We start from the raw sequence: 22102 nt of genomic DNA, 5'->3' as shown, positions 1-22102 counted from the left end.
GTTTTCCTATAAGCTTTCAACGCAATGAAGAAAATACTTCGAAGCGCGTTGCATATTCTGCTGCTTGCTGCCGGTGTTGGTCTTGGTTCCACGCATTGCTTTGCGCGGACAGCCGGTCACGGACATTCGTTCACCGTCGATCAAGGCCAATTTCTGCTCGATGGCAGGCCCTTCCAGATCATCTCCGGCGAGATGCACTATGCGCGTGTGCCGCGCGCCTACTGGCGGGATCGCTTGCGCATGGCCAAGGCCATGGGGCTCAACTCGATCACGACTTATGTCTTCTGGAACGAGCATGAGCCGAAGCCGGGCGTCTTCGATTTCTCCGGGGACAACGACGTTGCCGAGTTCATCCGCGAGGCGCAGCAGGAAGGTCTGTATGTGATTCTGCGTCCCGGCCCTTACTCGTGCGCGGAGTGGGAGTGGGGCGGCTTTCCGTCGTGGCTGCTCAAAGATCACGGCATGGTCGTTCGCTCCAGCGACCCTAAGTTTGTTGAGGCTGCGCGCGCCTGGCTGCTGCGCCTGGGGCAGGAAGTAGCTCCGCTACAGATCGGTAACGGCGGACCCATCATCGCGGTGCAGGTCGAAAACGAATATGGCTCATACGGCAGCGACCACGCCTACATGGAGGCGATCCATCATATCCTCGTCGATGCCGGCTTCACCAAGGCGCAGCTTTATACCGCCGATGGCGCGGACCAGATTCCCAACGGATCGCTTCCCGAGCTGCCCGCCGTCATCAACTTCGGCACCGGCGATGCAAAGACCGAGTTCCCCAAATTGAAAAAGCTGCGGCCGGATGGTCCCTTCATGTCCGGCGAATACTGGGACGGTTGGTTCGACCACTGGGGTGCTCCGCACGAAGCCAGAAGCGCCAAAGAAGAGGCCGATGAGATCGGCTGGATGCTGCGCCAGGGCTATTCTGTGAGCCTGTATATGTTTCACGGCGGCACCAGCTTCGGATGGATGAACGGCGCGAATTCGAACGGGAAGAATTATGAACCCGACGTCACGAGTTACGACTATGACTCTCCTCTCGACGAGAGCGGACGCGTGACGCCGAAATATGAGCTGCTGCGCACGACCATCGCGCAGGCAACCGGCAAGCAACTGCCGCCGGTTCCTGCAGTGGCGCCCGCGATGCAGGTCGCGCCGTTCTCTTTCACTGAGGGCGTGTCGCTATGGAGTGGGCTGCCGAAGCCCGTGCGCTCCGAGCAGCCGCTCTCGATGGAAGATCTCGATCAGGCGTATGGATACATCCTCTATCGCACTACGATTACGGGGCCGGTAGCCGGCGATCTGACCATCGCAACCCTGCACGATTACACGCAGGTCTACCTGAACGGCAAGCTAGCCGGAACGATCGATCGCAGGCTCGATCAGCACACGCTGGCTATCGATGTTCCTGCAGAGCAAACGCAGCTCGATATCCTTGTCGAAAATACGGCGCGTGTAAATTTCGGCCACACCCTTCCAACCGAGCGCGCCGGCATTGTGGGAGACGTTCTTCTTGCGGGAAAGCCGATCCCAGGTTGGCAAAACTACTCGCTGCCCATGTTGACTCCAGACAAGCTTTCCTTTTCCGGCGACGGGTGCAGCGGCGCGTGCTTCTATCGTGCATCCTTCACCGTCGGCAAACCGGCGGATACATTCCTCGATACCAGCGCCTTCACAAAAGGCGAAGTGTGGGTCAATGGCCGGCCGCTGGGGCGCGTCTGGAGTGTGGGACCACAGAAGGCGCTCTATCTTCCCGGACCATGGCTGCATCAAGGGAAAAACGAGGTCGTTGTCTTCGACCTGAATGGCGAGACGGGGAGGACGATGCAGGGGCTGGATCATCCAGTGTTGAATGGCGCGATAAAGAAGGCCCCGCTGAGTGGCGGCGATGAGTAACTCCGTGCCGAAGGGGCGCGTGATGGGGCTGGATGTAGGAAAGGCGCGCGTGGGTGTCGCGCTCTCCGACCCGCTCGGCTACACCGCGCAACCCCTGATGACCATCTGGCGAAAAAATCCGGGCGAAGATATGCGCAACCTGCTGCGGCTGATCCGGAAGCACGAGGTGGTGGAGATCGTGGTTGGAAATCCACTGCACCTTTCCGGGGATGTCAGCCCATGGGCGGCGAAGGTGCAGGCACTGGCTGCCGTATTGCGAGAGCGCTCCGGTCTGCCGGTGCACCTGTGGGACGAGCGCCTCAGTTCCGTCGCAGCGCATGAGATTCTCGACGAAGCCGGACACGACCCGCGGGACCGTAAGCAGGTCATAGACCAGGTCGCCGCGACAGTAATTCTCAGGGGATGGATGGAGGCGCAGGAGCGATCGGGCAAGTAGAGCTGCACTTCTAGTAAGAAACGGGGAATAAGAAAGCGGGACGCCTTGAGAGACGTCCCGCTTTTTGTTTGAACTCAGTACTACTGGGCGGCTGCTTCTTCGCCCTTGACGGTCACGGCGACGTGCGCCGTAACTTCGCGGTGAAGCTTGACCGGCACGTGGAACTCGCCCACCTGCTTGAGTGGCTCTTCGAGCTGCACCTTGCGGCGGTCGATGTTGAAGCCCTTCTGCTCCAGCTGCTGCGCGATGTCGACCGAGGTGACCGAGCCGAAGAGGTGTTCGTTCTCACCGACTCTGCGCTCGAAGACCAGCGTGACATTGTTGAGCTGCGCGACGAGTGCTTCTGCCTCCGACTTCTCCTTAGCGGAGCGGCGGACAGCGGATGCCTTCATCTGGTCGATGACCGCTTTGTTGGCGGCGTTCGCTTCCATGGCCAGCTTTTTCGGAAGCAGGTAGTTGCGGCCGTAGCCGTCGGCTACCTTCACCACGTCACCGCGATGGCCGAGGTTGTTGACGTCTTCTTTCAGAATAACTTCCATTGCAAATCTCCTTAAAGGCAGGGAGTAGGGGACAGGGAACAGGGTTTAGCAAACACAAACCTGCACACTCGTCCGCCTGGCTCACTGCGCTTGCATACGCGGCTATCGATCCAATCTGCCGCGCTCGATCCAAAACCTAGAAGCGCGCTGCAAACGGCAGCAGAGCGATGTTGCGAGCCTGCTTGATGGCCCGGGTCAGACGGCGCTGGTGCGTGGTGCAGACACCGGTCAGACGACGGGGAACGATCTTACCGCGCTCGGCGACGAAGCCCTGCAGCAAGCGAACATCGCGGTAAGGGATCGCATCGATCTTCTCGGTGCAGAACTTGCAGACCTTCTTGCGGCGGAAAAACTTGCGTCCGCCGGGACCACCAGGTCCACCGGGCCCGCCGGAGCGCGGGCCGCCCGGGCGGGGTCCGCTGGAGTGGGGTCCGCTGGAGTGCGATCCAGATTCGGGAGCGCGTTGGGGTGTTGTTTCGTCAGCCATGTATTTCCTCTATCCTTCTCCGCGAGCTCGTCGAGAGTGCGCGGTTTCCATCGGGGCCGGCTATCGCCGAACCATATCTCGTTTGCAATTCTGCTACTAGGCGCTTGCCTGTGTAGCCTCGGCTGGTGCTTCCGCAGTCTCAACCGGAGCGGCAACTGCAGGAGCAGGAGCAGCGGCGGCAGGGGCAGGAGCAACAGGAGCAGGCACCTGCGCGCTCAGCTTCTTGCGCGTGGCGCGAATGGCCTTGATCTTGTTCAGGCGCTTCTCTTCCTCATCCATGCGCACGGTGATGAACTTGATCACCGGTTCAGAGACGCGCAGACGGCGCTCGAGCTCGGCCACCAGCTTGCCATCGGCATCGACGGTGAGCAGCACATAGTTGCCGTCGTTGAACTTGCGGACGGTGTAGGCGAGCTTGCGACGGCCCAGCTTTTCGGTGGAGCGAAGATTTCCGCCACCATTGATAATCGTCTGCTCAAAGCCGGCGATCAGCTTGTCCACGTCAGCGTCCTCGATATCGGGACGGACGATAAACATTACTTCATAGAAACGATCCATACTCTGCTTCTCTTTTCTTTGGGCGCGGCGGCAATTCGCAACCGTGACCGGACAAATTTCTGCTTCTGCTGCTTTTATTCCGCCGGGCCGTTTTGCTCGCGCCCGTCTTTCTTAAAACCGTTAAACTCGTTCATCGCGGCCTTGACTCCCTGCGCCGCCACCATCTCCACTGCCCGCTCCACCCGATCGAGAACCTCGTCGAGCGTAGCTAAATCCGCTTTACGCAGCGGCGTCAGCAGGTAATCCTTGCCGCGCCGAAATGCGCTTTCCGGAGTTGCATCCGGTCCAACGCCGATCCGGATGCGCGCCCAATCGTCAGACCGCAATGCACCGGAGATCGACTTGGCCCCATTGTGCCCCGCCGCCGAACCGCGCTCGCGTACCCGCATCGCGTCAAGGGGCAGAGCCAGCTCGTCGTACAGCACGAGCAGATTGCGGAGCGGATCGACTTCAAACTCCTCGACCAGCGCCGCCACCGAGAGACCACTCAGGTTCATGAAGGTCTCCGGCTTGGCCAGAATCACTTCGCGGCCGGCAATCCGGATCTTTGCTGTGAGAGCCCTGCATCGCCGATTGGCCACCTGTACCCGGTAGTCATCGGCGATTCGGTCTACAGCGAGAAAGCCCGCATTGTGCGGCGTGAACTGGTACTCAATTCCGGGATTCCCGAGACCGACCACCAGCAGCACGCCTGAACTTGTGCTCTCAGCCGTTGCCAACGCTTACTTCTTTGCGCCCTTATCCGCGGCGCCTTCCGCTGTCTCAGCCTTACCCTTCTTTACGACCACGGGCTCGGCAGGACCTCCGGCAGCCAGCGCATCCGCCGTCGGAGCCGCCTCTTCCTTGATCGAGATCACGTGGGCGACGGTCGTATCCTCATCGCTCAGGAACTTCAGCTTGTCGCCATGGGGCAGATCGGCAACGCGCAGCACTGCTCCAAGGGCCAGGTTCGAGACATCGACGTTGATGTGGCTCGGAATATCGCCAGGCAGGCACTCGATTTCAACTTCGCGCAACACCTGGTCGAGAATGCCGCCCTGCGTCTTCACGCCGACCGGAGTACCCGTAAGCTGAATCGGCACCTCGACGCGAATGGCCTTGTCGAGAGCAATGCGCTTGAGGTCGATGTGAATCAGGTTGCCCTTGATCGGCTCGTACTGCCAATCGACGATCATGGCCTTGGTCTTGGCCGTGGAACCGGTGATTTCGAGATCGAAGATCGAGTTGTGGCCGGAGTCCGAGTGCAGGATCTTCTGAATCTGCTTGGGATCGACTTCAATGGCAATGGCCGGCTCGGCTGCGCCGTAAACGACGGCGGGAATCTTGCCTCGGACGCGAACGCGACGAGCGGCGTTTTTGTTGAACTTGCCCTCACGGGGCGTGGCGGCGACGATTTCCTGGCTAATCATTTTCTTTTCCCTTCGGGCACGGATGAAACAGGGAACAGGGTGTAGGCAGTAAGGTCCGCCTGCAACCGATTCGCTGAGTTTTCCGCTCCCTTCCGTGAACCCTCATCGGGTTCCGTTGATTTTGTAGAGTTGGACGTTACGCCCAACCCTCGCCTGTACCCTGTGTTGCCTGAACCCTATTCCCTGCTTCTTAGTTGAACAGCGAACTTACGCTGGTCTCCATGTGAATGCCTTCGATGGTTGCGGCCAGCAGGCCGGCCACCGAACGCACTTTAATTTTTGGCACCTTCTGCGCCTCTTCGGTCAAAGGAATCGAGTCGGTGACCACCAGCTCGACCAGCTTTGACTTCGCGATACGCTCGATGGCCGGCCCAGACAGCACCGGATGCGAAGCACACGCATAAACCTGAGTCGCGCCCTGCGCCAGCAGCGCGTCGACTGTCTTCACCAGCGTGCCGGCGGTATCGACGATGTCGTCGATGATGAGGCATGTCCGGCCCGCAACATCGCCGATCACATGCATCACTTCCGTCACGTTGATATCCGTCCGGCGCTTGTCGACAATCGCCAGCGGAGCCCCAATCTTGGTGGCGAAGAAGCGCGCGCGTTCCACGCCTCCCGCATCCGGCGAAACCACGGTCAGATTCGGCAGGTTCAGCTCCCGGAAATAACCCACCATCACCGGGCTCGCGAACATGTGATCCACAGGGATATTGAAAAATCCCTGAATCTGCGCCGCGTGCAGATCCATGAACAGCGCCCGGTTCGCACCGGCGGTGGTCAACAGATCGGCAACCAGCTTCGACGAAATCGCCACACGCGGCCGGTCCTTACGGTCCTGCCGGGCATAGCCGTAATACGGTACAACCACGGTGATGCGGCCTGCCGACGCTCTCTTCAGCGCGTCGATCATAATCAGCAGCTCCACCAGATGCTGGTCCACCGGATTGCAGGTGGGCTGCACCACGAAAACATCCGCGCCGCGAACATTTTCCAGCAGCTGGAAGTAGACCTCGCCATCGGCAAAGCGCTGCATCTTGGTTTCACCCAGCGCCACCCCGATGTGCTTGCAGATATCCTGCGCCAGAGCCCGGTTCGCCGATCCGGAGAAAATCTTGAAGCGCTTGTCGTCGCTATAGGAACGAGCCCGTTTCTTCTCTGCCACCGGCTTTTGCCGATCTTCCGGCTGTGCCGCCTGGTTCACTGCTTCCGCTTCCAACACCGTTTCGTTCTTCACAAGATCCTCCCAAGCTGGTTGGCTTTGGTTGTCCTGCCCAAATTGTTTCTGGCGGTGTTGCTGCCAGGGCTGCCACGAACCGGCCGGTAAGCCGGTACTTCTACGACAAAACCTTACTGGCTGGGCGACTAGGATTCGAACCTAGACAAAGTGCTCCAAAGGCACTTGACCTACCGTTAGTCGATCGCCCAGTAATCGGCCCTTTTACTGCCTGCTACACCATCATGCTGCGCCAATACGACTCGCGCGGCAACGTATTTGTCAGCAGGGAGCGAATTCCCCGCTCTTCGAGCCGTGCCATAGCCGCTTCCGCAGCACTTGCCGTCTCATACAGCCCGAAAACAGCCGAGCCGGAGCCGGAAAGCGACGCATAAAGAGCCGCCTGCTCCGGAAAGTCCGAGGCCGCAAGAATGCGCTTGATTTCACCGAGAAAGGGATACTTAGGAAAGACAACTTCTTCGAAGTCGTTTTCAATCCCGGTTCGGACAAGCGCGAGAAGCGGACTGTTCACCCCAGCGAACGAGTTCGCTAAGGACCCCGATTTCACGGCCAGGCCCCCACCTAAAGTGAAGACACCGGAGGAGTGAGGCTCGCACAATGCCGCAGCGAGGCTCCTACTCAACTCTTCGAGTCTATCGGATGGGCTATCGCCGGTCAATGCTGGAGCTGATGCGGTCTCGCCCTTCCCTGCTCCCGGCTCCCTGTCACCGGCGGGACGCAGCGCATCCCAATCCCGAAAAGCCTGCGGAGTGGAGACTCCGATCTCAGGCAGCGCCACCACGCAATGAACCGGCGCAAAGTCCGGCATGGGATAGACCTCTTCGCCGCGGCCCACGCCCAGAACCGCTCCACCGATAAGAAACAGCGGCACATCCGAGCCGATGCGTGCAGCGATCTCCAACCGTTTCGGACCGCTGAGAGGCGAAATCCCATGCTTTTGCAGCTCGATTTCGAGACCAACCGCGGCCGCAACCGCGTTGGCCGACCCTGCTCCCATCCCACCCTGGATGGGCAGCCGCTTTTCGATATGGATCGCCACGTCGGCGGCGACTCCAGACGCGGACAGGGTCAACTCCGCGGCCTTCCATGCCGTATTACGGGCGTCGGTGGGAACTCTCCGGTCGTCGCTGGTAAGCGTGATCCTGGTAGCCGCGGCAGGACGCGCCTCGACCGTCACCAGGTCGTGCGTCTCAAGCGTCTGATAAAGGGTGGTGAGCCCGTGAAATCCATCCGCACGCGCCGGTCCCAGCGCCAAACCGAGATTGATCTTCGAAAAAGAGCGGACTGTCGTAGGCATGCCTCTCGCATTGTAGCGAGCCCGGCAAGATGGGTTGAATGCCACGGCAATTCCCTTAGTCGACGGAAAATTCCGCGCTAGACTACCGACTATCCCATGCCGCGACCTCTTTCTCAGCACCTAACCTCCCTCGCCCTCGCTGTCTTCCTTCTTTCATCCTTCGCGCTCCACGCACAAGACGCCGCACCGGATGACTCGAAGAAGGAGGCCACAGCCGCTAGGCTGGCCGGCGAGCAGCCGGTTCGCACCAAGCACGCAATGGTGGTCAGCATTCACCACCTCGCGACCGATGCCGGCGTCGAGATCCTTAAGGAAGGCGGCAACGCCGTGGATGCCGCAGTGGCTACAGGCTTCGCGCTGGCCGTCGTCCATCCCGCCGCGGGCAATCTTGGCGGAGGCGGATTCATGCTGGTCCATTTCGCAGAACACGGGAGCGCCTCAGGCAAAGACACCTTCATCGACTACCGCGAGCGAGCGCCTCAGGGTGCAACGACCGATATGTATCTCGACGCCCAGGGCAATGTCATTCCCGACGCTAGCATCACCGGCTATAAGGCCATCGGCGTTCCCGGCTCCGTTGCCGGCATGGTCTATGCGGAGAAAAAATATGGCGCGCTGACACTAGCCAAAGTGATGGCGCCCGCGATCCGGCTGGCCAGCGAAGGCTTTGTGCTCACCGACGAAGAAGCTAACGAACTGCATGACACGACGCTGACCATGTTTCCCGAGTCGCAGCGCATCTTCCAGCGCGATGGAGATTTCTACAAGGCAGGAGACCGCTTCAAGCAACCCGAGCTAGGAGCCACGCTGCGCACCATCGCCGGCAACCCCGATGACTTCTATCGCGGCTCCATCGCGAAGAAACTCGTCGCCGACATCCACAAGGGCGGCGGCCTGATCACTGCCGAAGATCTGGCTCGTTACTCTGTCAAGGAGCGAGAGCCGCTCACCGGCGGCTACAAGGGATACACCATCGTCAGCGCACCGCCGCCATCGTCGGGTGGCATCGCGCTTATCGAAACACTGAATATTCTCGATGGCTACAACCTGGCACGCTGGAAAGATCGCACCCCCGACGAGATGCACCTCATTGTGGAAGCCTTTCGGCGCGCCTACATGGATCGCACCGACTACCTGGGCGATCCGGACTATGTGAAGATCCCTATCGATCAGCTTGCCGATCCGAAATATGCGGCAGCTTGGCGCACCAGCATCGTCGACGATCAGGCGACGCCATCGAAAGACCTGAAGCGTCCCGCAAGATTTCTGCCTCCGCCGCCGACGATGAGCGATGTTCGTCACGAGTCAACCCAGACCACGCATTTCTCGGTGATGGATGCGGATGGCAATGCGGTGTCGGTGACCACTACACTCAACAACAGCTTCGGGTCGGCGGTCACCGCGGAGGGCCTGGGCTTTCTGCTCAACGACGAGATGGACGATTTCGCCTCCAAACAAGGAGTGCCTAACATGTTCGGGCTGATTCAGGGACCGGCCAACGCCATCGCACCCGGCAAACGCCCGCTCTCCAGCATGACGCCCACCATCGTCCTCAAGGACGGCAAAGTCCGCTTCGTTCTGGGATCGCCCGGCGGCGGCCGCATCATCACCACAGTGGCCAACATTTTCTTGAGCGTGGCCGACGAAGGGCTCAATATTCAGCAGGCTGTCGACGCGCCTCGCTTCCATCACCAGTACCTGCCCGATGTGCTTTCCATGGAGCCGGGTTTTTCGGATTCGACCGTTGAAGGGCTGCGCGCCATGGGCTATCAGCTCAAAATCGGCGGCCACTGGAGCGATGGAGAGTGCATCGCTGTCGATCCGGAAAGCGGAGAGCTCGAAGGCGGCCAGGATCATCGCCACCACTTCGGCAAGGCCGCGGGATATTGATCCCATGCAAAACCGAGACGCATCAATGACCTTTACGATGTTGCAGATCATTGTGCCTGCTTTAGTCGCACTGATTGTCGTATCTCTCAGTCATTTTTTTACTAGTCATCGAGATCAAGTAAATAGGAGACGGGAACAGCGGATCGAGTATCTCGTAACTGTCTTTCGTGCTCTCTCAAAGGCCAATAATCATCCTCGCCTGTACGAGGTTGCCGATGACGTCGAACAAGCTGTCGCCGACATTCAGCTTTTCGGCACGCCAGAGCAGGTCAGATTAGTTCAAGAATTTGCCACAGCTCTTGGAACCAAGCACGAGGCTGAACTGAATCCCTTGCTAATAAGCCTTCGAGACGATCTTCGATCTGATCTCGGAGCACAGTCCATACCCCAGCGTCTCATTTGGCTCCGAATCGCAAGAAAGAATGAAACTAGAGAGAGCTAACGAGGTTTCGGCGCATATCTGTATCGACGGCAAGTCCAATGAGAGAATAGGCTGGAAGGTTGCTTAGGTCTCATTCATGCTGAAGGTTATCTCGTCGCACGTCTTTCTCCGCCAACGCCTGCATCCCGGCCTGCTGGATACGCTCCTCAAGTCGGGAGCGCAGGGAGTTGAGCTTTTTGCTGCGCGCCAGCACATCGACTACAGCGACCGCACCGTCGTTCGCGAGTTTGCCGACTGGTTTCGCTCCAATCCGATGGAAGCCTTCTCGATGCACGCGCCGCTCTATCCCGATCACGAGATGGGGCGCGCCGGCGCGCCCGCGGTGAATGTGATTCATCCCGACAAGTCGCGCCGCATCGATGCCATGGACGAGATCAAGCGCGCGCTGGAGGTCGCCGAGCAGATTCCCTTTCGTTTTCTCGTCGTTCACCTCGGCGAACGCGACGATACGTGGAGTCCGCGCGCTCTTGAGTTCTCCATGACTGCGCTCGAGCATTTGCGCGCCTTTGCGAATCCGCTGGGTGTAAAGCTCCTGGTCGAAAATCTGCAGAATAGCGTCGCGCAGCCGGCCTACATTCTGGAGATCCTCAACACCGGACACTTCACCGACATCGGGGTATGTCTGGATGTGGGCCATGCGCACTTGAACGACGGCGTGGCGGCGGCGCTGGCCTCGTTGAAGCCGCGCATCCGCACCGCGCATCTGCACGACAACAACGGCCAAAAGGATGAGCACCTGTGGCCAGGCGATGGCACCATAGGCTGGGACGAGACTTTTGAAGGATTGAAATCGGCTCCGCAATCGCCAGCCGGAGTATTGGAAATTCACTACACGCTCGGAGAAAATCCAGAGATCGTAGCCCAGAAGGCCGCAAAAGCCTTCGAGAAATTTTAGGAACAGGCATGACCGAAGAGACAAAGACCGAATCTGTAACCGAAGCAGCGACAAATACCAAGCCCCTCACTACCATCGCCAGAATCGGCGAATACGAAGGCCAGAGCGTCACCCTCCGCGGATGGCTCTACAATCTGCGCGAGAGCGGCAAGCTGCTCTTCCCCATCTTTCGCGACGGCAGCGGGACAATTCAGGGCATTGTGCCCAAGGCAGCCGTGCCTGCGGAAGTCTTCGAGGCCATCAAAGGTCTCACCCAGGAGTCGAGCGTAATCGTCACCGGCAAGGTCCGCGCCGATAAACGTGCGCCCGGCGGTTACGAATTGGATGTCGAAGGCATCGAGGTCGTCCAGCGCGTGCCGGAGGACGCGCCCTTCCCCATCTCGCTCAAGGAACATGGCACCGACTTCCTGATGGAGCATCGCCACCTCTGGATTCGTACGCCTCGCCAGGCCGCGATCCTGCGCATCCGCGCCGAGATCATCAAGGCCGCGCGCGACTTCTTCGACGATCGCGGATTCGTTCTCACCGATCCGCCCATCCTCACGCCGGCGGCATGCGAAGGAACGAGCACGCTCTTTCCGGTGGAGTATTTCGGCGACGAAGCCTATCTCACGCAAAGCGGCCAGCTCTATATCGAGAGCACCGCCCTCGCACTGGGCAAGGTCTATTCTTTCGGACCGACCTTCCGCGCGGAGAAATCGAAGACCCGCCGTCATCTCACTGAATTCTGGATGGTCGAGCCCGAGGTTGCGTTCTGCGATTTAGACGGATTGATGGAACTCGCCGAGCAGTTCCTCAGCTTCATCGTCGATCGCGTGCTCACACGGCGTGCGGCCGACCTCAAAGTCATTCAGCGCGACACGGCGAAGCTCGAAGCGATCAAGGCACCCTTTCCGCGCGTCAGCTACGACGACGCCGTTGCGATGCTGAACGATGCGCACGCCAAGGGCGTGCTCGAACATCCTTTCGAATACGGCAACGACTTCGGATCGCCCGACGAGACCTTCATCTCCTCGCAGTTCGATCGCCCGGTGATGGTGCATCGCTATCCTGCCGCGGTGAAGGCCTTTTATATGGAGCCCGATCCTGAGAACTCGAAGTACGCGCTCTGCGTCGATGTGCTCGCGCCCGAAGGCTATGGCGAGATCATCGGCGGCTCGCAGCGCATCGCTTCCTATGATCTGCTGAAGCAGCGCATCGAGGAGCACCATCTGCCGCTCGACGCCTTCCAGTGGTACCTCGACCTACGCCGCTACGGATCGGTGCCGCACTCCGGCTTCGGCATGGGAATCGAGCGCGCGGTGGCGTGGGTCTGCGGATTGGATCACGTGCGCGAAACCATCCCCTTCGCTCGCACCCTGAATCGCATTTATCCGTAATTGACAGGTGTGGAAGCTGCGGGTGCGGAAGCGATAGGTGCAGCAACGGCAGGTACAGAAGAAGGTAGATGCGGGCTCCAGCCCGCACGCAAGGAAGCAGCATGGCCAAAGTAAGTGAAGCAGCAGAAAGAGCAGTGCCGGCAGCAGGCTCATCCCATGGCGGCGTTCAATCGCTACCACCGCGACAGATCAAGATCATCGGTGTCCCGCTCGACTTAGGCGCATCGCGCCGGGGCGTGGACATGGGCCCGTCGGCGGTGCGGGTCGCTGGCCTGGAAGCGCGGCTCGAGGCCCTGGGCCACGAGGTGAACGATGGCGGCAACATTGCGGTCGCAATCGCCGAAACCAAGCAGATCGGCGAGCAGAGCGCGCGCTATCTGAAAGAGATCACCGAGACCTGCGCCAAAGCCGCCGAGATGGTGGTCCGCTCGCTTGAAGAAGGCATGACTCCCGTGGTGCTAGGCGGGGATCATTCCGTAGCAGCCGGAACCGTCTCCGGTGTGGCCGAGTTCTTTCGCCGCGAGAAGAAGAAGATCGGGCTGATCTGGATCGACGCCCACTCCGACATCAACACGCCCGAGACATCGCCGAGCGGCAATGTTCACGGCATGCCGCTGGCCGCCTTGCTGGGACTTGGGCCTGCGCCGCTCGCGGATATCTTCGACTGGTCGCCCAAGATCGAGCCTGAGAACACGGTTCTCATCGGCGTGCGTGATATCGATGCCACGGAGAAGGAAAACATCAAGCGCGCGGGCGTGACCGAGGTTTATACGATGCGCGACATTGATGAACGCGGCATGCGCACAGTGATGGAAGAAGCCCTGCGTGTAGCCGGCCGCGGCACCGCCGGGTATCACGTCTCGCTCGATATGGATTGGATCGATCCTGAAGACGCGCCCGGAGTCGGCACTCCGGTGCGCGGCGGAGCGACCTATCGCGAGGCTCATCTCGCGATGGAAATCATCGCCGACCACGGACGCATGGTCAGCTTCGAGCTCGTCGAGGTGAATCCGGTGATCGATGAGCGCAATCGCACGGCAGAGTTGGCGGTCGAGCTGATTTCCTCGGCTTTCGGCAAGAAGATCCTCTAGATCTGCTGCGACTCACTTCTCTTCTTGAATTCGCAGGATGGCGACGGAGTCCGATGGAAGGCTCAGGCTGTCCTGCTCTACGACAATTCCGCCGTAGGAGGCGAGGATGAGTTTTGCGCCCGTGGGCACGCTTAGGCGCACGGTCTCTTCGGCGATGTTAAAGGCGAAGAATATTTGGCCGCGACGCATGGTGAGCCACTTCTGCTCTTCGCTGAAGAGGACTTCAACATCGGCGAGCGATCCATCGGTCAGCTCGGGGACGCCGCGGCGAAGTGCGATAAGTTTTTTGTACCAGGCCAGCATCTCCTGATGACCCGGCTCCTGGAGATCTTGCCACGCCAGCTTCGAGCGTTCAAACGTGGCCGAATCCTGCGGGTCGGGGACATCTTCAGGCTTCCATCCAAAAGCGGCAAACTCCTTTGCGCGGCCTTCGGATACCAAACGGCCTAGCTCTTTGTCCTCGTGGTCGGTGAAGTATTGGAAAGGTGTGGACGCGGCCCACTCTTCGCCCTGAAAGAGCATGGGCACGAAAGGCGCTGTAAGAACCAACGCAGCAGCAATGCGGGCGCGGCCCGGCGTGGTGAGGTGCGAGAGGCGTTCGCCGCCGGCGCGATTGCCGACCTGATCGTGGTTCTGTGCATAGCCAAGGAAGCGCCATGCCGGAAGATTCGCAACGGGACGGCCGTGAATGCGATCGCGATGCTGCGAATATCGGCCGTCGTAGACGAAAACCTGCTTCAAAGACTTGGCGAGATCGGCGATGGAGCCGAAGTCGGAGTAATATCCGCTGCGGTCGTCAGTAAGCATGGTGACCAGGGCGTGATGGAAGTCGTCGCTCCATTGGGCATCGAGGCCGTAGCCGTTCTCGTTGCGCGGCGAGACGACGCGCGGATCGTTAAGATCGCTTTCCGCGATGAGAACATACTGGCGGCCGGTTTCGGCTTCGAGTGCACGGGTTTCGATGGAGAGCTGCTCCATGAAGTTGATCGCAGAGCGGTCCATGTAGGCGTGGACCGCGTCGAGGCGCAGGCCGTCGAAGTGATAATCGCGGAGCCACATCAGAGCGTTGTCGCAGAAGAAGCGGCGCACCTCGTGGCTGCCTGCGTCTTCAAGATTGACGGCATCGCCCCAGGGGGTGTGGTGGCTCGAAGTGAAGTAAGGTCCGAAGCGGCCGACGTAGTTGCCGGATGGTCCGAAGTGGTTGTAGACCACATCGAGCAGGACGGCCAGCCCATTCGCATGGCAGGCATCTACAAATCGCTTCAGAGCTTCGGGACCGCCATAGGACTCCTGCGGTGCGAAGAGGTCGACACCGTCATAGCCCCATCCATGCTTGCCGGGGAAGGCAGCGACGGGGAGCAACTCCACGTGCGTGATGCCAAGATCTCTGAGGTAATCGATACGTTCGCGGGCGGCATCGAGTGTGCCCTCCGGCGTGAAGGTTCCGATGTGCAGCTCATAGACGATGGCCTCGGGCCAGGAGGGCGGCTGCCATTGCTGATCGGTCCAAGTGAAGGCGCTGTGATCGAGGATGCGCGAAGGACCATGAACGCCCTGCGGCTGCCAAGGCGAGCGTGGGTCGGGGACAGCGTACCCGTCGCCATCGAGGATGAATTGATAGTCGGTGCCGTGGCTCGCGAAGTGGACCGGAACCTGCCACCAGCCACCATGGTCAGGCCGAAGACGCGTTATGGAGCCGTCGATCTTGACGGCTGCGGACTTAACCGCCGGAGCCCAAATTCTGAAATTGTGCATGAAGTCTCAATCCTGATTTCGTTTGGATTCGATGCCGGCCCGGCTGGTTTCCCCTCACTTCACGATAAGGCAGCGAAGGGCAAGACGCCCGCGTTGGATGATTTAACTATCCCACGTCTCGAGTGCGAGCGGTAAGGCCCGCGGCAGCGGCACTATTGCTCGTGGTAGTTGCGGGAGAGGCCTCCGTCGACGGTAAAGGTGGATCCATTGACATAAGCTGCTTCGTCCGAGGCGAGAAAAGCCACGAGATTTGCCACGTCTTCCGGCGTGCCGAGACGGCCGAGTGGAATATTCGCGAGCAAGGCGTTGAGCTTTGGCTTGTCTTCGAGCAGGGATTTGTTGATCGGGGTGGCGATGGCTCCCGGAGCAATGTTGTTGACGGTCATGCCGAGCGGGCCGAGCTCGACGGCGAGGTCGCGCATGAGCATGCGCAGGCCTCCTTTGCTGGCGCAGTAAGTGGCAAAGCCGGGGAAGGCCATGTCTTCATGGACGGAGCTGATGTTGATGACGCGGCCGGGCTTCTTCACCTCTCGCAGGCGCTGGACGAAAGCTTGCGTGAGAAAGAACGGACCTTTGAGGTTGACTCCGAGGACGCGGTCGTAGTCTTCTTCGCCGGTCTCCCAGAAATCCGATCTCTTTTCCATACCGGCATTGTTGACCAGGATGTCGGCGCAGCCGAAGGCCTTCCACGCCTGGTCGACGAGGCTGCGGACAGCTTCGACCTTAGACACGTCAGCCTGGACGACGATGCCTTTCGCACCCGCTGCGGTGACCTGCCGAAGCGTTTCGTCGGCTCCTTCGGGATGCCCGGCATAGTCGATCACCACGTTCGCGCCTTCGTGCGCAAGCCGGACAGCGATGCTTTGGCCGATGCCGGAGCTGGAGCCGGTGACGATGGCGGTGCGGTCCTTCAGTGTGGGCATTTCGATTCTCCTGATTGGGGAGGGTGATTTATTGATGAGATGCCGGCCGCTGCGGAAGAGAGATGAAGAGTTGGCGAAGACTTTTGTTGCCGCATCGACATTGAAAATTGTCGATGAAATCATCTTGTCCAGTCCCATTCGATGAAGCTTCACAAGGGTTATCCTCATCTACAGATAAGCCGCTTTTCTTGCGCGATTTTCCCGCGCTCATTTCTCGATTGCAAACCAATTTATTGATTGAAGAGGTTCTTAGATGACTCAATCCTGGGGATATGCCGCGCAACAGGCGACTACGCCGCTTGCGCCTTTCAGCTTTTCACGTCGTGACCCCAAGGAACACGACGTGGCCGTCCAGATCGAATACTGCGGCGTCTGCCATTCCGATATTCACTCCACGCGCAACGAGTGGAAGAATGCCATCTATCCGATGATTCCCGGCCACGAGATCATCGGACGAGTGACCTCGGTGGGTTCCGCGGTGAAGAAGTTCAAAGCCGGAGAACGCGTCGGCGTTGGCGTAATCGTCGACTCCTGCCGCACCTGCTCCAGCTGCCAAGCGGGTGAAGAGCAGTACTGCGAAGTAGGCATGACGCTCACATACGGAGCCCAGGACAAATACGGCGACCTGACGCAGGGCGGTTATTCGAACAACATCGTCACCGACGAGCACTTCGTTCATCGCGTATCGGAGAAACTCGATCCCGCCGGTGTTGCGCCGCTGCTCTGCGCAGGTATCACAACCTATTCGCCGCTGCGCCACTGGAAGGTTGGCCCAGGCAAGAAGGTGGGTGTAGTCGGACTCGGCGGGCTGGGACACATGGCCCTGAAGTTCGCTCACTCGTTCGGCGCGCACGTTGTGCAGTTCACAACATCGGCGTCAAAGATCGCAGATGCAAAGCGCCTGGGCGCCGATGATGTGGTGATTTCCAAAGACGCCGACGCGATGAAAAAAGAGGCCAACAGCTTCGACTTCATCATCGACACGGTCTCGGCGGTGCACGATCTCAACGAATACCTGCCGCTGATCAAGCGGGACGGCGTCTACTGCCAGGTGGGATTGCCGGAAGAGCCTCCAACGGTGCACATGGGGAATCTGCTCTTCAAGCGCCGGAACTTGTCTGGCTCCATCATCGGCGGCATGGCCGAGACGCAGGAGATGCTGGACTACTGCGCCGAGCACAACATCACTTCGGATGTGGAGGTGATCTCCATCGACAAGATCAACGAAGCATTCGAGCGCGTCGTGAAGGCCGACGTGAAGTATCGCTTCGTCATCGACATGTCGACACTGAAAAAAGCGTAACTGCCGGAGAACCTATTCCCAAGGCCGCTGCCTGACGAGGCAGCGGCCTTGTTTTGTTTGTCAGACACAACCTTGTTGTTTCTTCGGGCTTCCCATTGCTGGAACCTGAATCCAGGTTTCAGGGAGAAGACAATCATGGCAACGACCAAAAAGGCAGCGAAGAAGACGACAAAGAAAGCAACAAAGAAGGCGGCCAGCGCTAAGAAGTCCAGCGCGAAAAAGTACAGCCCGAAGGCATCGAAGTCGGTCGAGCGCGAGATGAAGGCGATGAAGAAGGGTCAGCTGAAGTCGGGACGCAGCGGCAAGAAGGTGACCAACCCCAAGCAGGCAATCGCGATCGGCTTGTCGGAAGCTCGTAAGGCGGGAGCGAAGGTGCCGGCAAAGAAGGGCGCGGCCAAGAAGTCTGCAGCAAAAAAGGCGGGAGCTAAAAAGAAGTCTTCCAAAAAATGAGCGAGCGGTTCACGCTCGCTCTTATTCTTATTCGCTCTTGGTAGAAGAAGTCGAGGAAGACGATCCGGCGCTGGATGCGGGAGTCGAGGAACTTCCGCCTTCAGACGACGCGGCAGCAGGTTTGTCGGAGCTGCCGCCCGACTCCGCGGATTTCGCAGGCCCCTTCGAGCTTCCCTTACCCGCGTAGTCGGTTACGTACCAGCCAGAGCCTTTGAACTGCACGGCCGGTGCGGAGATGAGCCGCTCCAGCTCGCCTTTGCAGACCGGGCATTCCTTCTCGTCTGGCGCACTGAAGGTCTGGATCTTTTCAAATTGATGACCGCACTTTTTGCAGCGGTATTCGTATAGAGGCAATTGCACCACTCCTGAATCTGAGTACGCTTTTTATTCTACTAGCGCAAGCTGCGGCTTTTCACCGAGACTGGCTACGCGAACTTCCGTGATGGCCTCGACTTTGCGCAACGCGCGCAGCGTAGCATCGGTCAATTCACCGTCCACCTGCACGACCGCCAGCGCCGTTCCTTCGGGAACGCGGTGTTCCTGGATGGCGCGAGCGAGGTTCGCCCGGCCCAGCGCGAAGTTGGCGATGTTGACGCGCTGCTCGCCCAGGATAGTTCCCACGCGGCCGATCACTCCGGGCACATCCTGATTGCGGATGGTGAGCAGCGTTCCTTCGAGAGGCGCTTCGATGTCGATGCCGTTGAGGCTCAGCAGGCGAGCGGAAACACCATGCAGCACGGTGCCGCTGCCAATCACATCGCCGGCGCGCGTGTGGATGGTGAGCTTCAGGACGTTGCCGGCTCCGCCGGATGCAGATGCTTTCTTCTCTTCATGAATGCGGATACCGCGCTCTTCGGCGACAGCGGCCGCGTTGATGCGATTGACCCCCTCGGAGTGGCCGAGGATACCTTCGATGGCGCTATTGCGGATGAGATCGGTTTTACCCTCGCCGATGCGTCCGTTGTAGGAGATATGCACGCTCTCGAGATTGCCTTCGGCGAAGTGGGCGAGGAATGTTCCCAGGCGGTCGGCGAGCGTGATGTAGGGAGCGAGCTCGAGATACTCCTCGTGCGAGAGCGAGGGCAGGTTGACGGCATTCTGCACTACTCCGAGCTTCAGGTATTCGCGGACCTGCAGCGCGATCTGCACGCCGACAGCTTCCTGCGCCTCGGCCGTCGATCCGGCAACGTGAGGAGTGAGGATGACGTTGTCGAGGCCGAAGAACGGCGAATCCTTGGGCGGCTCCTGATGAAATACATCGAGCGCAGCGCCGCCAACATGGCCGCTCTTGAGCGCCGCGGCCAGCGCCGCTTCGACGATCAACTCGCCACGCGCGCAGTTCACGATGCGCACGCCTTTCTTCATGGATGCGAGCGTCGTCTCGTTGATGATGCCGGAGGTCTGCGGGGTCAGGCCGACGTGCAGCGTGAGGTAGTCAGCGTCGCGAAACAGCTCTTCGGTCGAGACCAGCTGGATCGCGTTCTCGCGAGCGACGGCAGCCGAGACAAAGGGATCGTGACCGATGATCTCCATGCCGAAGCTGCGGGCGCGGCGCGCAACTTCGAGGCCGATGCGGCCGAGTCCGAGAACGCCCAGCTTCTTGCCGCGCAGCTCCACACCTTGCAGCGATTTCTTCTCCCACTTGCCGGCGTGCATGGTGGCGTTTGCTTTCGGCAGTTGGCGAGCGAGAGCGAGCATCATGCCCAGGGTGAGCTCGGCGACCGCGATGGCATTGGCTCCCGGCGTATTCATCACCACGATGCCACGACGGGTGGCAGCGTCGGCATCGATGTTGTCCACGCCGACCCCGGCGCGGCCGATCACGCGCAGCTTGGGAGCGGAGGCGAGCAGGGCATCGTCCACCTGAACCGCCGAGCGGACAACGAGGCCATCGGCATCGGCGAGCTCTGCCGGCAGGCCGTTCTTGATCTCGTCATGCGAAACGATCTTCCAATCCGGTTCGCTCTTGAACACGGCAAGCGTTGCCGGAGACACTTTCTCGGCGAGAACGATCTTCATGCTTACTCCTCTTGAACTATTCTTGCCCTCGGTTATCGCTGCGTCGAGAACAATGTGAATTTTTGGGGTGCTGCGAGCAACTTACAGATCCTGCGAAGCCCCTCGTGATATCGCGGCGAGGGGCTTCGCTCTGGATGACAACGATTCGCGCCAGTCGCTAGCGAGCGCCGACCGGCTCCGCGGTTTCCTTCTTAGCCGATGATCCCGTTTCCGCGAAGACCTTCTGCGCGGCGGCGAGAGCATGACCGAACTGGAAGCCGGGAATCTTCAACGGCGATGCGGCTACCTGTTCCAATGCGCCGATGATGGCAATGGTGTCCATGTAGTCGAAGAGGCCGATGTGGGCCACGCGGAAGATCTGGCCCTTCATCTCGCCCTGTCCGTTGGTGATGACCGCGCCGAAGCGGCTCTTCAGCTCTTTGACGATGACGCCGGAGTCGACTCCAGCGGGCGGCAGAACGGCAGTGGCTGCAGCAGCAGGCGACACAGGCGCGAAGAGCTTCAGGCCGAGCGCTTCGACAGCGGCGCGGGTCATTGCAGCGCAGGTCTCGGCGTTATCGACCAGAGCCTTGCGTCCGGCGGCGAGATCGCCTCCACCTTGCGCGGCGATGAAGTCGAGAGCAGCGCCCAGGCCGGCGATCAAGGACACGGCCGGGGTGTAGGACGACTCACCCTTGTGCGCGTTCTTGCGCTCCTTGCGCAGGTCGAAGTAGTAGCGGGGATTGCGCGAGGTCTCCATCGCCTCCCAGGCGCGATCGCTCACGCTGAGATAAGCGAGGCCAGGCGGAATCATGACCGCCTTCTGCGATCCGCCAATGATGACGTCAACGCCCCAGGCATCCACGTCAAAATGCGTGGTGCCCAGGCCAGTGATGGCATCAACCACCAGCAGTGCGTTGCTATTGGCTTTCTTCAACAGCTCGGCGACACCCTGCACGTCGTTGCGAACGCCGGTCGAGGACTCGGTGGCCTGCAGAAAGACAGCGCGAGTCTCGGGCTTGAGCGCCTTGCGCACTTCATCGAGCGAGAAGGTCTGTCCATAGGGAGCGCTGACGACATCCACTTCGCAGCCGAAGGCCTTGGTAATCGCTGTCCAGCGCTCGCCGAACTTGCCGGTGGAGAGGACCAGAACGCGATCACCGGGCGAAGTCAAATTCGAGACCGAAGCCTCCATCGCGCCGGTTCCGGAGGAAGCGAGCAGCAGCACATCGTTCTTGGTGCCGACAAAGGTCTTGAGCTGGTCGAGCACGCGCTGGTACAGGGCGCGAAATTCCGCAGTGCGATGATGAATGTCCGCGGCGGCCATGGCGAACTGGGCGGCGGGGAGCAGAGGAGTTGGGCCGGGAGTAAAAAGGCGTGTCTTGCGGATCATCGTTTAGTTCCTTTGCTGCTTCCACATCGTGGAAGCTCGGTCACTTTCATTTTACTGAGGGGGCGCGACGAGCGCTTTCTTTCTATAATGGGAGGTTTGGACGGGATTATGAGCGAAGCCAGCATTCAACAGCAGATCGAAAAAGACATCGTCACCGCCATGAAGGCGCGCGACAGCGAACGCACCACAGCCCTGCGCATGTTGAAGACCGCGCTCAAGAACAAAGAGATCGAAAAGCGCTCTCCGATCACGGATGCGGAAGCGCAGCAGATATTGACCACGCTCATCAAGCAACGGCGCGAATCCGTGGAGCAATTCACCAAGGGCAACCGGCCCGAGCTGGCGGCAAAAGAGACGGCGGAAATCGCGCTGATCGAAACGTACATGCCGAAGGCAGCGGGTGAGGACGAGGTTCGCAAGCTGGTGGAAGAGACGCTCGCCGAGCTGGCCTGCTCCGGCGACGACCTCGGCCCCAAAGACATGGGCACGGCCATGAAGGCGGTGCAGGCACGAATTCAGGCCAAAGGTCTGCGCGCGGATGGACGCCAGGTGAGCGAGATCGTAAAAGCGAAGCTGTCACGTTGACTGGCCGTCAAGGCATCTGCGCTGGCGCGCGGGTGTTCGATGCTTCGCTCCCTGCGGTCACGCCGCCTCATTTTTGTGGAATCCCACATCTCAAAGGCGAGATGGGACTAGCCGTCCAGGCAGGTCGCGCCTTCGGCGCCTC

General features: G+C 59.9%; 22 protein-coding genes and 1 tRNA gene. 10 read left to right on the top strand and 13 right to left on the bottom strand.

The window, feature by feature from the left end:
• The first annotated feature begins 24 nt into the window (after window positions 1–24).
• The gene (locus tag XX99_RS20240) at window positions 25–1893 is read left to right on the top strand and encodes a glycoside hydrolase family 35 protein (RefSeq protein ID WP_050061238.1); all 1869 of its coding nucleotides are present in this window, start codon (window positions 25–27) and stop codon (window positions 1891–1893) included.
• Window positions 1886–2329: a Holliday junction resolvase RuvX gene (gene ruvX, locus XX99_RS20235; protein ID WP_082125774.1), complete on the top strand. Its 444-nt coding sequence runs from the start codon at window positions 1886–1888 to the stop codon at window positions 2327–2329. Before XX99_RS20240 ends, ruvX begins: the two co-directional genes overlap by 8 nt.
• 80 nt (window positions 2330–2409) lie before the next feature.
• On the opposite strand, the gene rplI is transcribed toward ruvX, so the two are convergent.
• The 8 genes from rplI to XX99_RS20195 all read right to left on the bottom strand — a co-directional run bounded on the left by rplI (window position 2410) and on the right by XX99_RS20195 (window position 7856).
• The gene (gene rplI / locus XX99_RS20230) at window positions 2410–2868 is read right to left on the bottom strand and encodes a 50S ribosomal protein L9 (RefSeq protein ID WP_050061236.1); all 459 of its coding nucleotides are present in this window, start codon (window positions 2866–2868) and stop codon (window positions 2410–2412) included.
• Between the two features lie 136 nt (window positions 2869–3004).
• On the bottom strand, window positions 3005–3355 hold the full coding sequence (rpsR, locus tag XX99_RS20225) for a 30S ribosomal protein S18 (protein ID WP_050061235.1): 351 nt from the start codon (window positions 3353–3355) through the stop codon (window positions 3005–3007).
• A 96-nt stretch (window positions 3356–3451) separates the two neighbouring features.
• Window positions 3452–3913, bottom strand: coding sequence for a 30S ribosomal protein S6 (rpsF, locus tag XX99_RS20220; protein ID WP_050061234.1), 462 nt, complete (start codon window positions 3911–3913; stop codon window positions 3452–3454).
• 74 nt (window positions 3914–3987) lie between these two features.
• Window positions 3988–4632: an aminoacyl-tRNA hydrolase gene (gene pth, locus XX99_RS20215; RefSeq protein ID WP_260315470.1), complete on the bottom strand. Its 645-nt coding sequence runs from the start codon at window positions 4630–4632 to the stop codon at window positions 3988–3990.
• Window positions 4633–4635: 3 nt separating this feature from the next.
• Window positions 4636–5322 carry a 50S ribosomal protein L25 gene (locus tag XX99_RS20210; RefSeq protein WP_050061232.1) on the bottom strand — a complete coding sequence of 229 codons (687 nt, stop codon included), beginning with the start codon at window positions 5320–5322 and terminating at the stop codon, window positions 4636–4638.
• A gap of 190 nt (window positions 5323–5512) precedes the next feature.
• The gene (locus XX99_RS20205) at window positions 5513–6487 is read right to left on the bottom strand and encodes a ribose-phosphate diphosphokinase (protein ID WP_197081921.1); all 975 of its coding nucleotides are present in this window, start codon (window positions 6485–6487) and stop codon (window positions 5513–5515) included.
• A 189-nt stretch (window positions 6488–6676) separates the two neighbouring features.
• A tRNA-Gln gene (locus XX99_RS20200) sits at window positions 6677–6750 on the bottom strand.
• Window positions 6751–6773: 23 nt separating this feature from the next.
• A complete protein-coding gene (locus XX99_RS20195; protein ID WP_050061230.1) occupies window positions 6774–7856 on the bottom strand; it encodes a 4-(cytidine 5'-diphospho)-2-C-methyl-D-erythritol kinase in 1083 nt (360 codons plus the stop codon).
• A 96-nt stretch (window positions 7857–7952) separates the two neighbouring features.
• Here XX99_RS20195 and ggt point away from each other — a divergent pair, with 96 nt between their 5' ends.
• From ggt to rocF, 5 genes are all read left to right on the top strand, one after another.
• Complete coding sequence (ggt, locus tag XX99_RS20190) at window positions 7953–9746, top strand: gamma-glutamyltransferase (protein ID WP_050061229.1); 1794 nt, start codon at window positions 7953–7955, stop codon at window positions 9744–9746.
• Window positions 9747–9771: 25 nt separating this feature from the next.
• Window positions 9772–10188, top strand: a complete 417-nt coding sequence (locus tag XX99_RS20185; RefSeq protein WP_050061228.1) for a hypothetical protein — start codon at window positions 9772–9774, stop codon at window positions 10186–10188.
• 76 nt (window positions 10189–10264) lie between these two features.
• Window positions 10265–11083 carry a sugar phosphate isomerase/epimerase family protein gene (locus XX99_RS20180; RefSeq protein WP_050061227.1) on the top strand — a complete coding sequence of 273 codons (819 nt, stop codon included), beginning with the start codon at window positions 10265–10267 and terminating at the stop codon, window positions 11081–11083.
• Window positions 11084–11091: 8 nt separating this feature from the next.
• Window positions 11092–12462, top strand: a complete 1371-nt coding sequence (gene asnS, locus XX99_RS20175) for an asparagine--tRNA ligase (protein ID WP_050061226.1) — start codon at window positions 11092–11094, stop codon at window positions 12460–12462.
• 101 nt (window positions 12463–12563) lie between these two features.
• Complete coding sequence (gene rocF / locus XX99_RS20170) at window positions 12564–13553, top strand: arginase (protein ID WP_082125773.1); 990 nt, start codon at window positions 12564–12566, stop codon at window positions 13551–13553.
• 12 nt (window positions 13554–13565) lie between these two features.
• Here the strand turns inward: rocF and treZ are convergent, their stop codons facing one another.
• A complete protein-coding gene (gene treZ / locus XX99_RS20165) occupies window positions 13566–15308 on the bottom strand; it encodes a malto-oligosyltrehalose trehalohydrolase (protein ID WP_050061225.1) in 1743 nt (580 codons plus the stop codon).
• 152 nt (window positions 15309–15460) lie between these two features.
• Window positions 15461–16231, bottom strand: coding sequence for a glucose 1-dehydrogenase (locus tag XX99_RS20160; protein ID WP_050061400.1), 771 nt, complete (start codon window positions 16229–16231; stop codon window positions 15461–15463).
• A 253-nt stretch (window positions 16232–16484) separates the two neighbouring features.
• Between XX99_RS20160 and XX99_RS20155 the strand changes: the two genes are divergently transcribed.
• Both XX99_RS20155 and XX99_RS26860 read left to right on the top strand, forming a co-directional pair.
• Window positions 16485–17534, top strand: a complete 1050-nt coding sequence (locus XX99_RS20155; RefSeq protein ID WP_050061224.1) for an NAD(P)-dependent alcohol dehydrogenase — start codon at window positions 16485–16487, stop codon at window positions 17532–17534.
• 135 nt (window positions 17535–17669) lie between these two features.
• Complete coding sequence (locus XX99_RS26860; protein ID WP_082125772.1) at window positions 17670–17984, top strand: DUF6496 domain-containing protein; 315 nt, start codon at window positions 17670–17672, stop codon at window positions 17982–17984.
• A gap of 27 nt (window positions 17985–18011) precedes the next feature.
• Here XX99_RS26860 and XX99_RS20145 read toward each other — a convergent pair whose 3' ends face one another.
• The 3 genes from XX99_RS20145 to XX99_RS20135 form a co-directional block, all read right to left on the bottom strand.
• The gene (locus tag XX99_RS20145) at window positions 18012–18344 is read right to left on the bottom strand and encodes an FmdB family zinc ribbon protein (RefSeq protein WP_231581528.1); all 333 of its coding nucleotides are present in this window, start codon (window positions 18342–18344) and stop codon (window positions 18012–18014) included.
• Window positions 18345–18368: 24 nt separating this feature from the next.
• Window positions 18369–20003 carry a phosphoglycerate dehydrogenase gene (serA, locus tag XX99_RS20140; protein ID WP_050061222.1) on the bottom strand — a complete coding sequence of 545 codons (1635 nt, stop codon included), beginning with the start codon at window positions 20001–20003 and terminating at the stop codon, window positions 18369–18371.
• A 157-nt stretch (window positions 20004–20160) separates the two neighbouring features.
• Window positions 20161–21375, bottom strand: coding sequence for a pyridoxal-phosphate-dependent aminotransferase family protein (locus tag XX99_RS20135; protein WP_050061221.1), 1215 nt, complete (start codon window positions 21373–21375; stop codon window positions 20161–20163).
• Between the two features lie 108 nt (window positions 21376–21483).
• On the opposite strand from XX99_RS20135, the gene XX99_RS20130 reads away from it, so the two are divergent.
• Window positions 21484–21960 carry a GatB/YqeY domain-containing protein gene (locus tag XX99_RS20130; protein WP_050061220.1) on the top strand — a complete coding sequence of 159 codons (477 nt, stop codon included), beginning with the start codon at window positions 21484–21486 and terminating at the stop codon, window positions 21958–21960.
• Window positions 21961–22102: the final 142 nt, after the last annotated feature.

The sequence above is a fragment of the Silvibacterium bohemicum genome (assembly GCF_001006305.1).
GTDB lineage: Bacteria > Acidobacteriota > Terriglobia > Terriglobales > Acidobacteriaceae > Silvibacterium > Silvibacterium bohemicum.
This window is presented reverse-complemented; position numbering and strand designations above follow the sequence as displayed.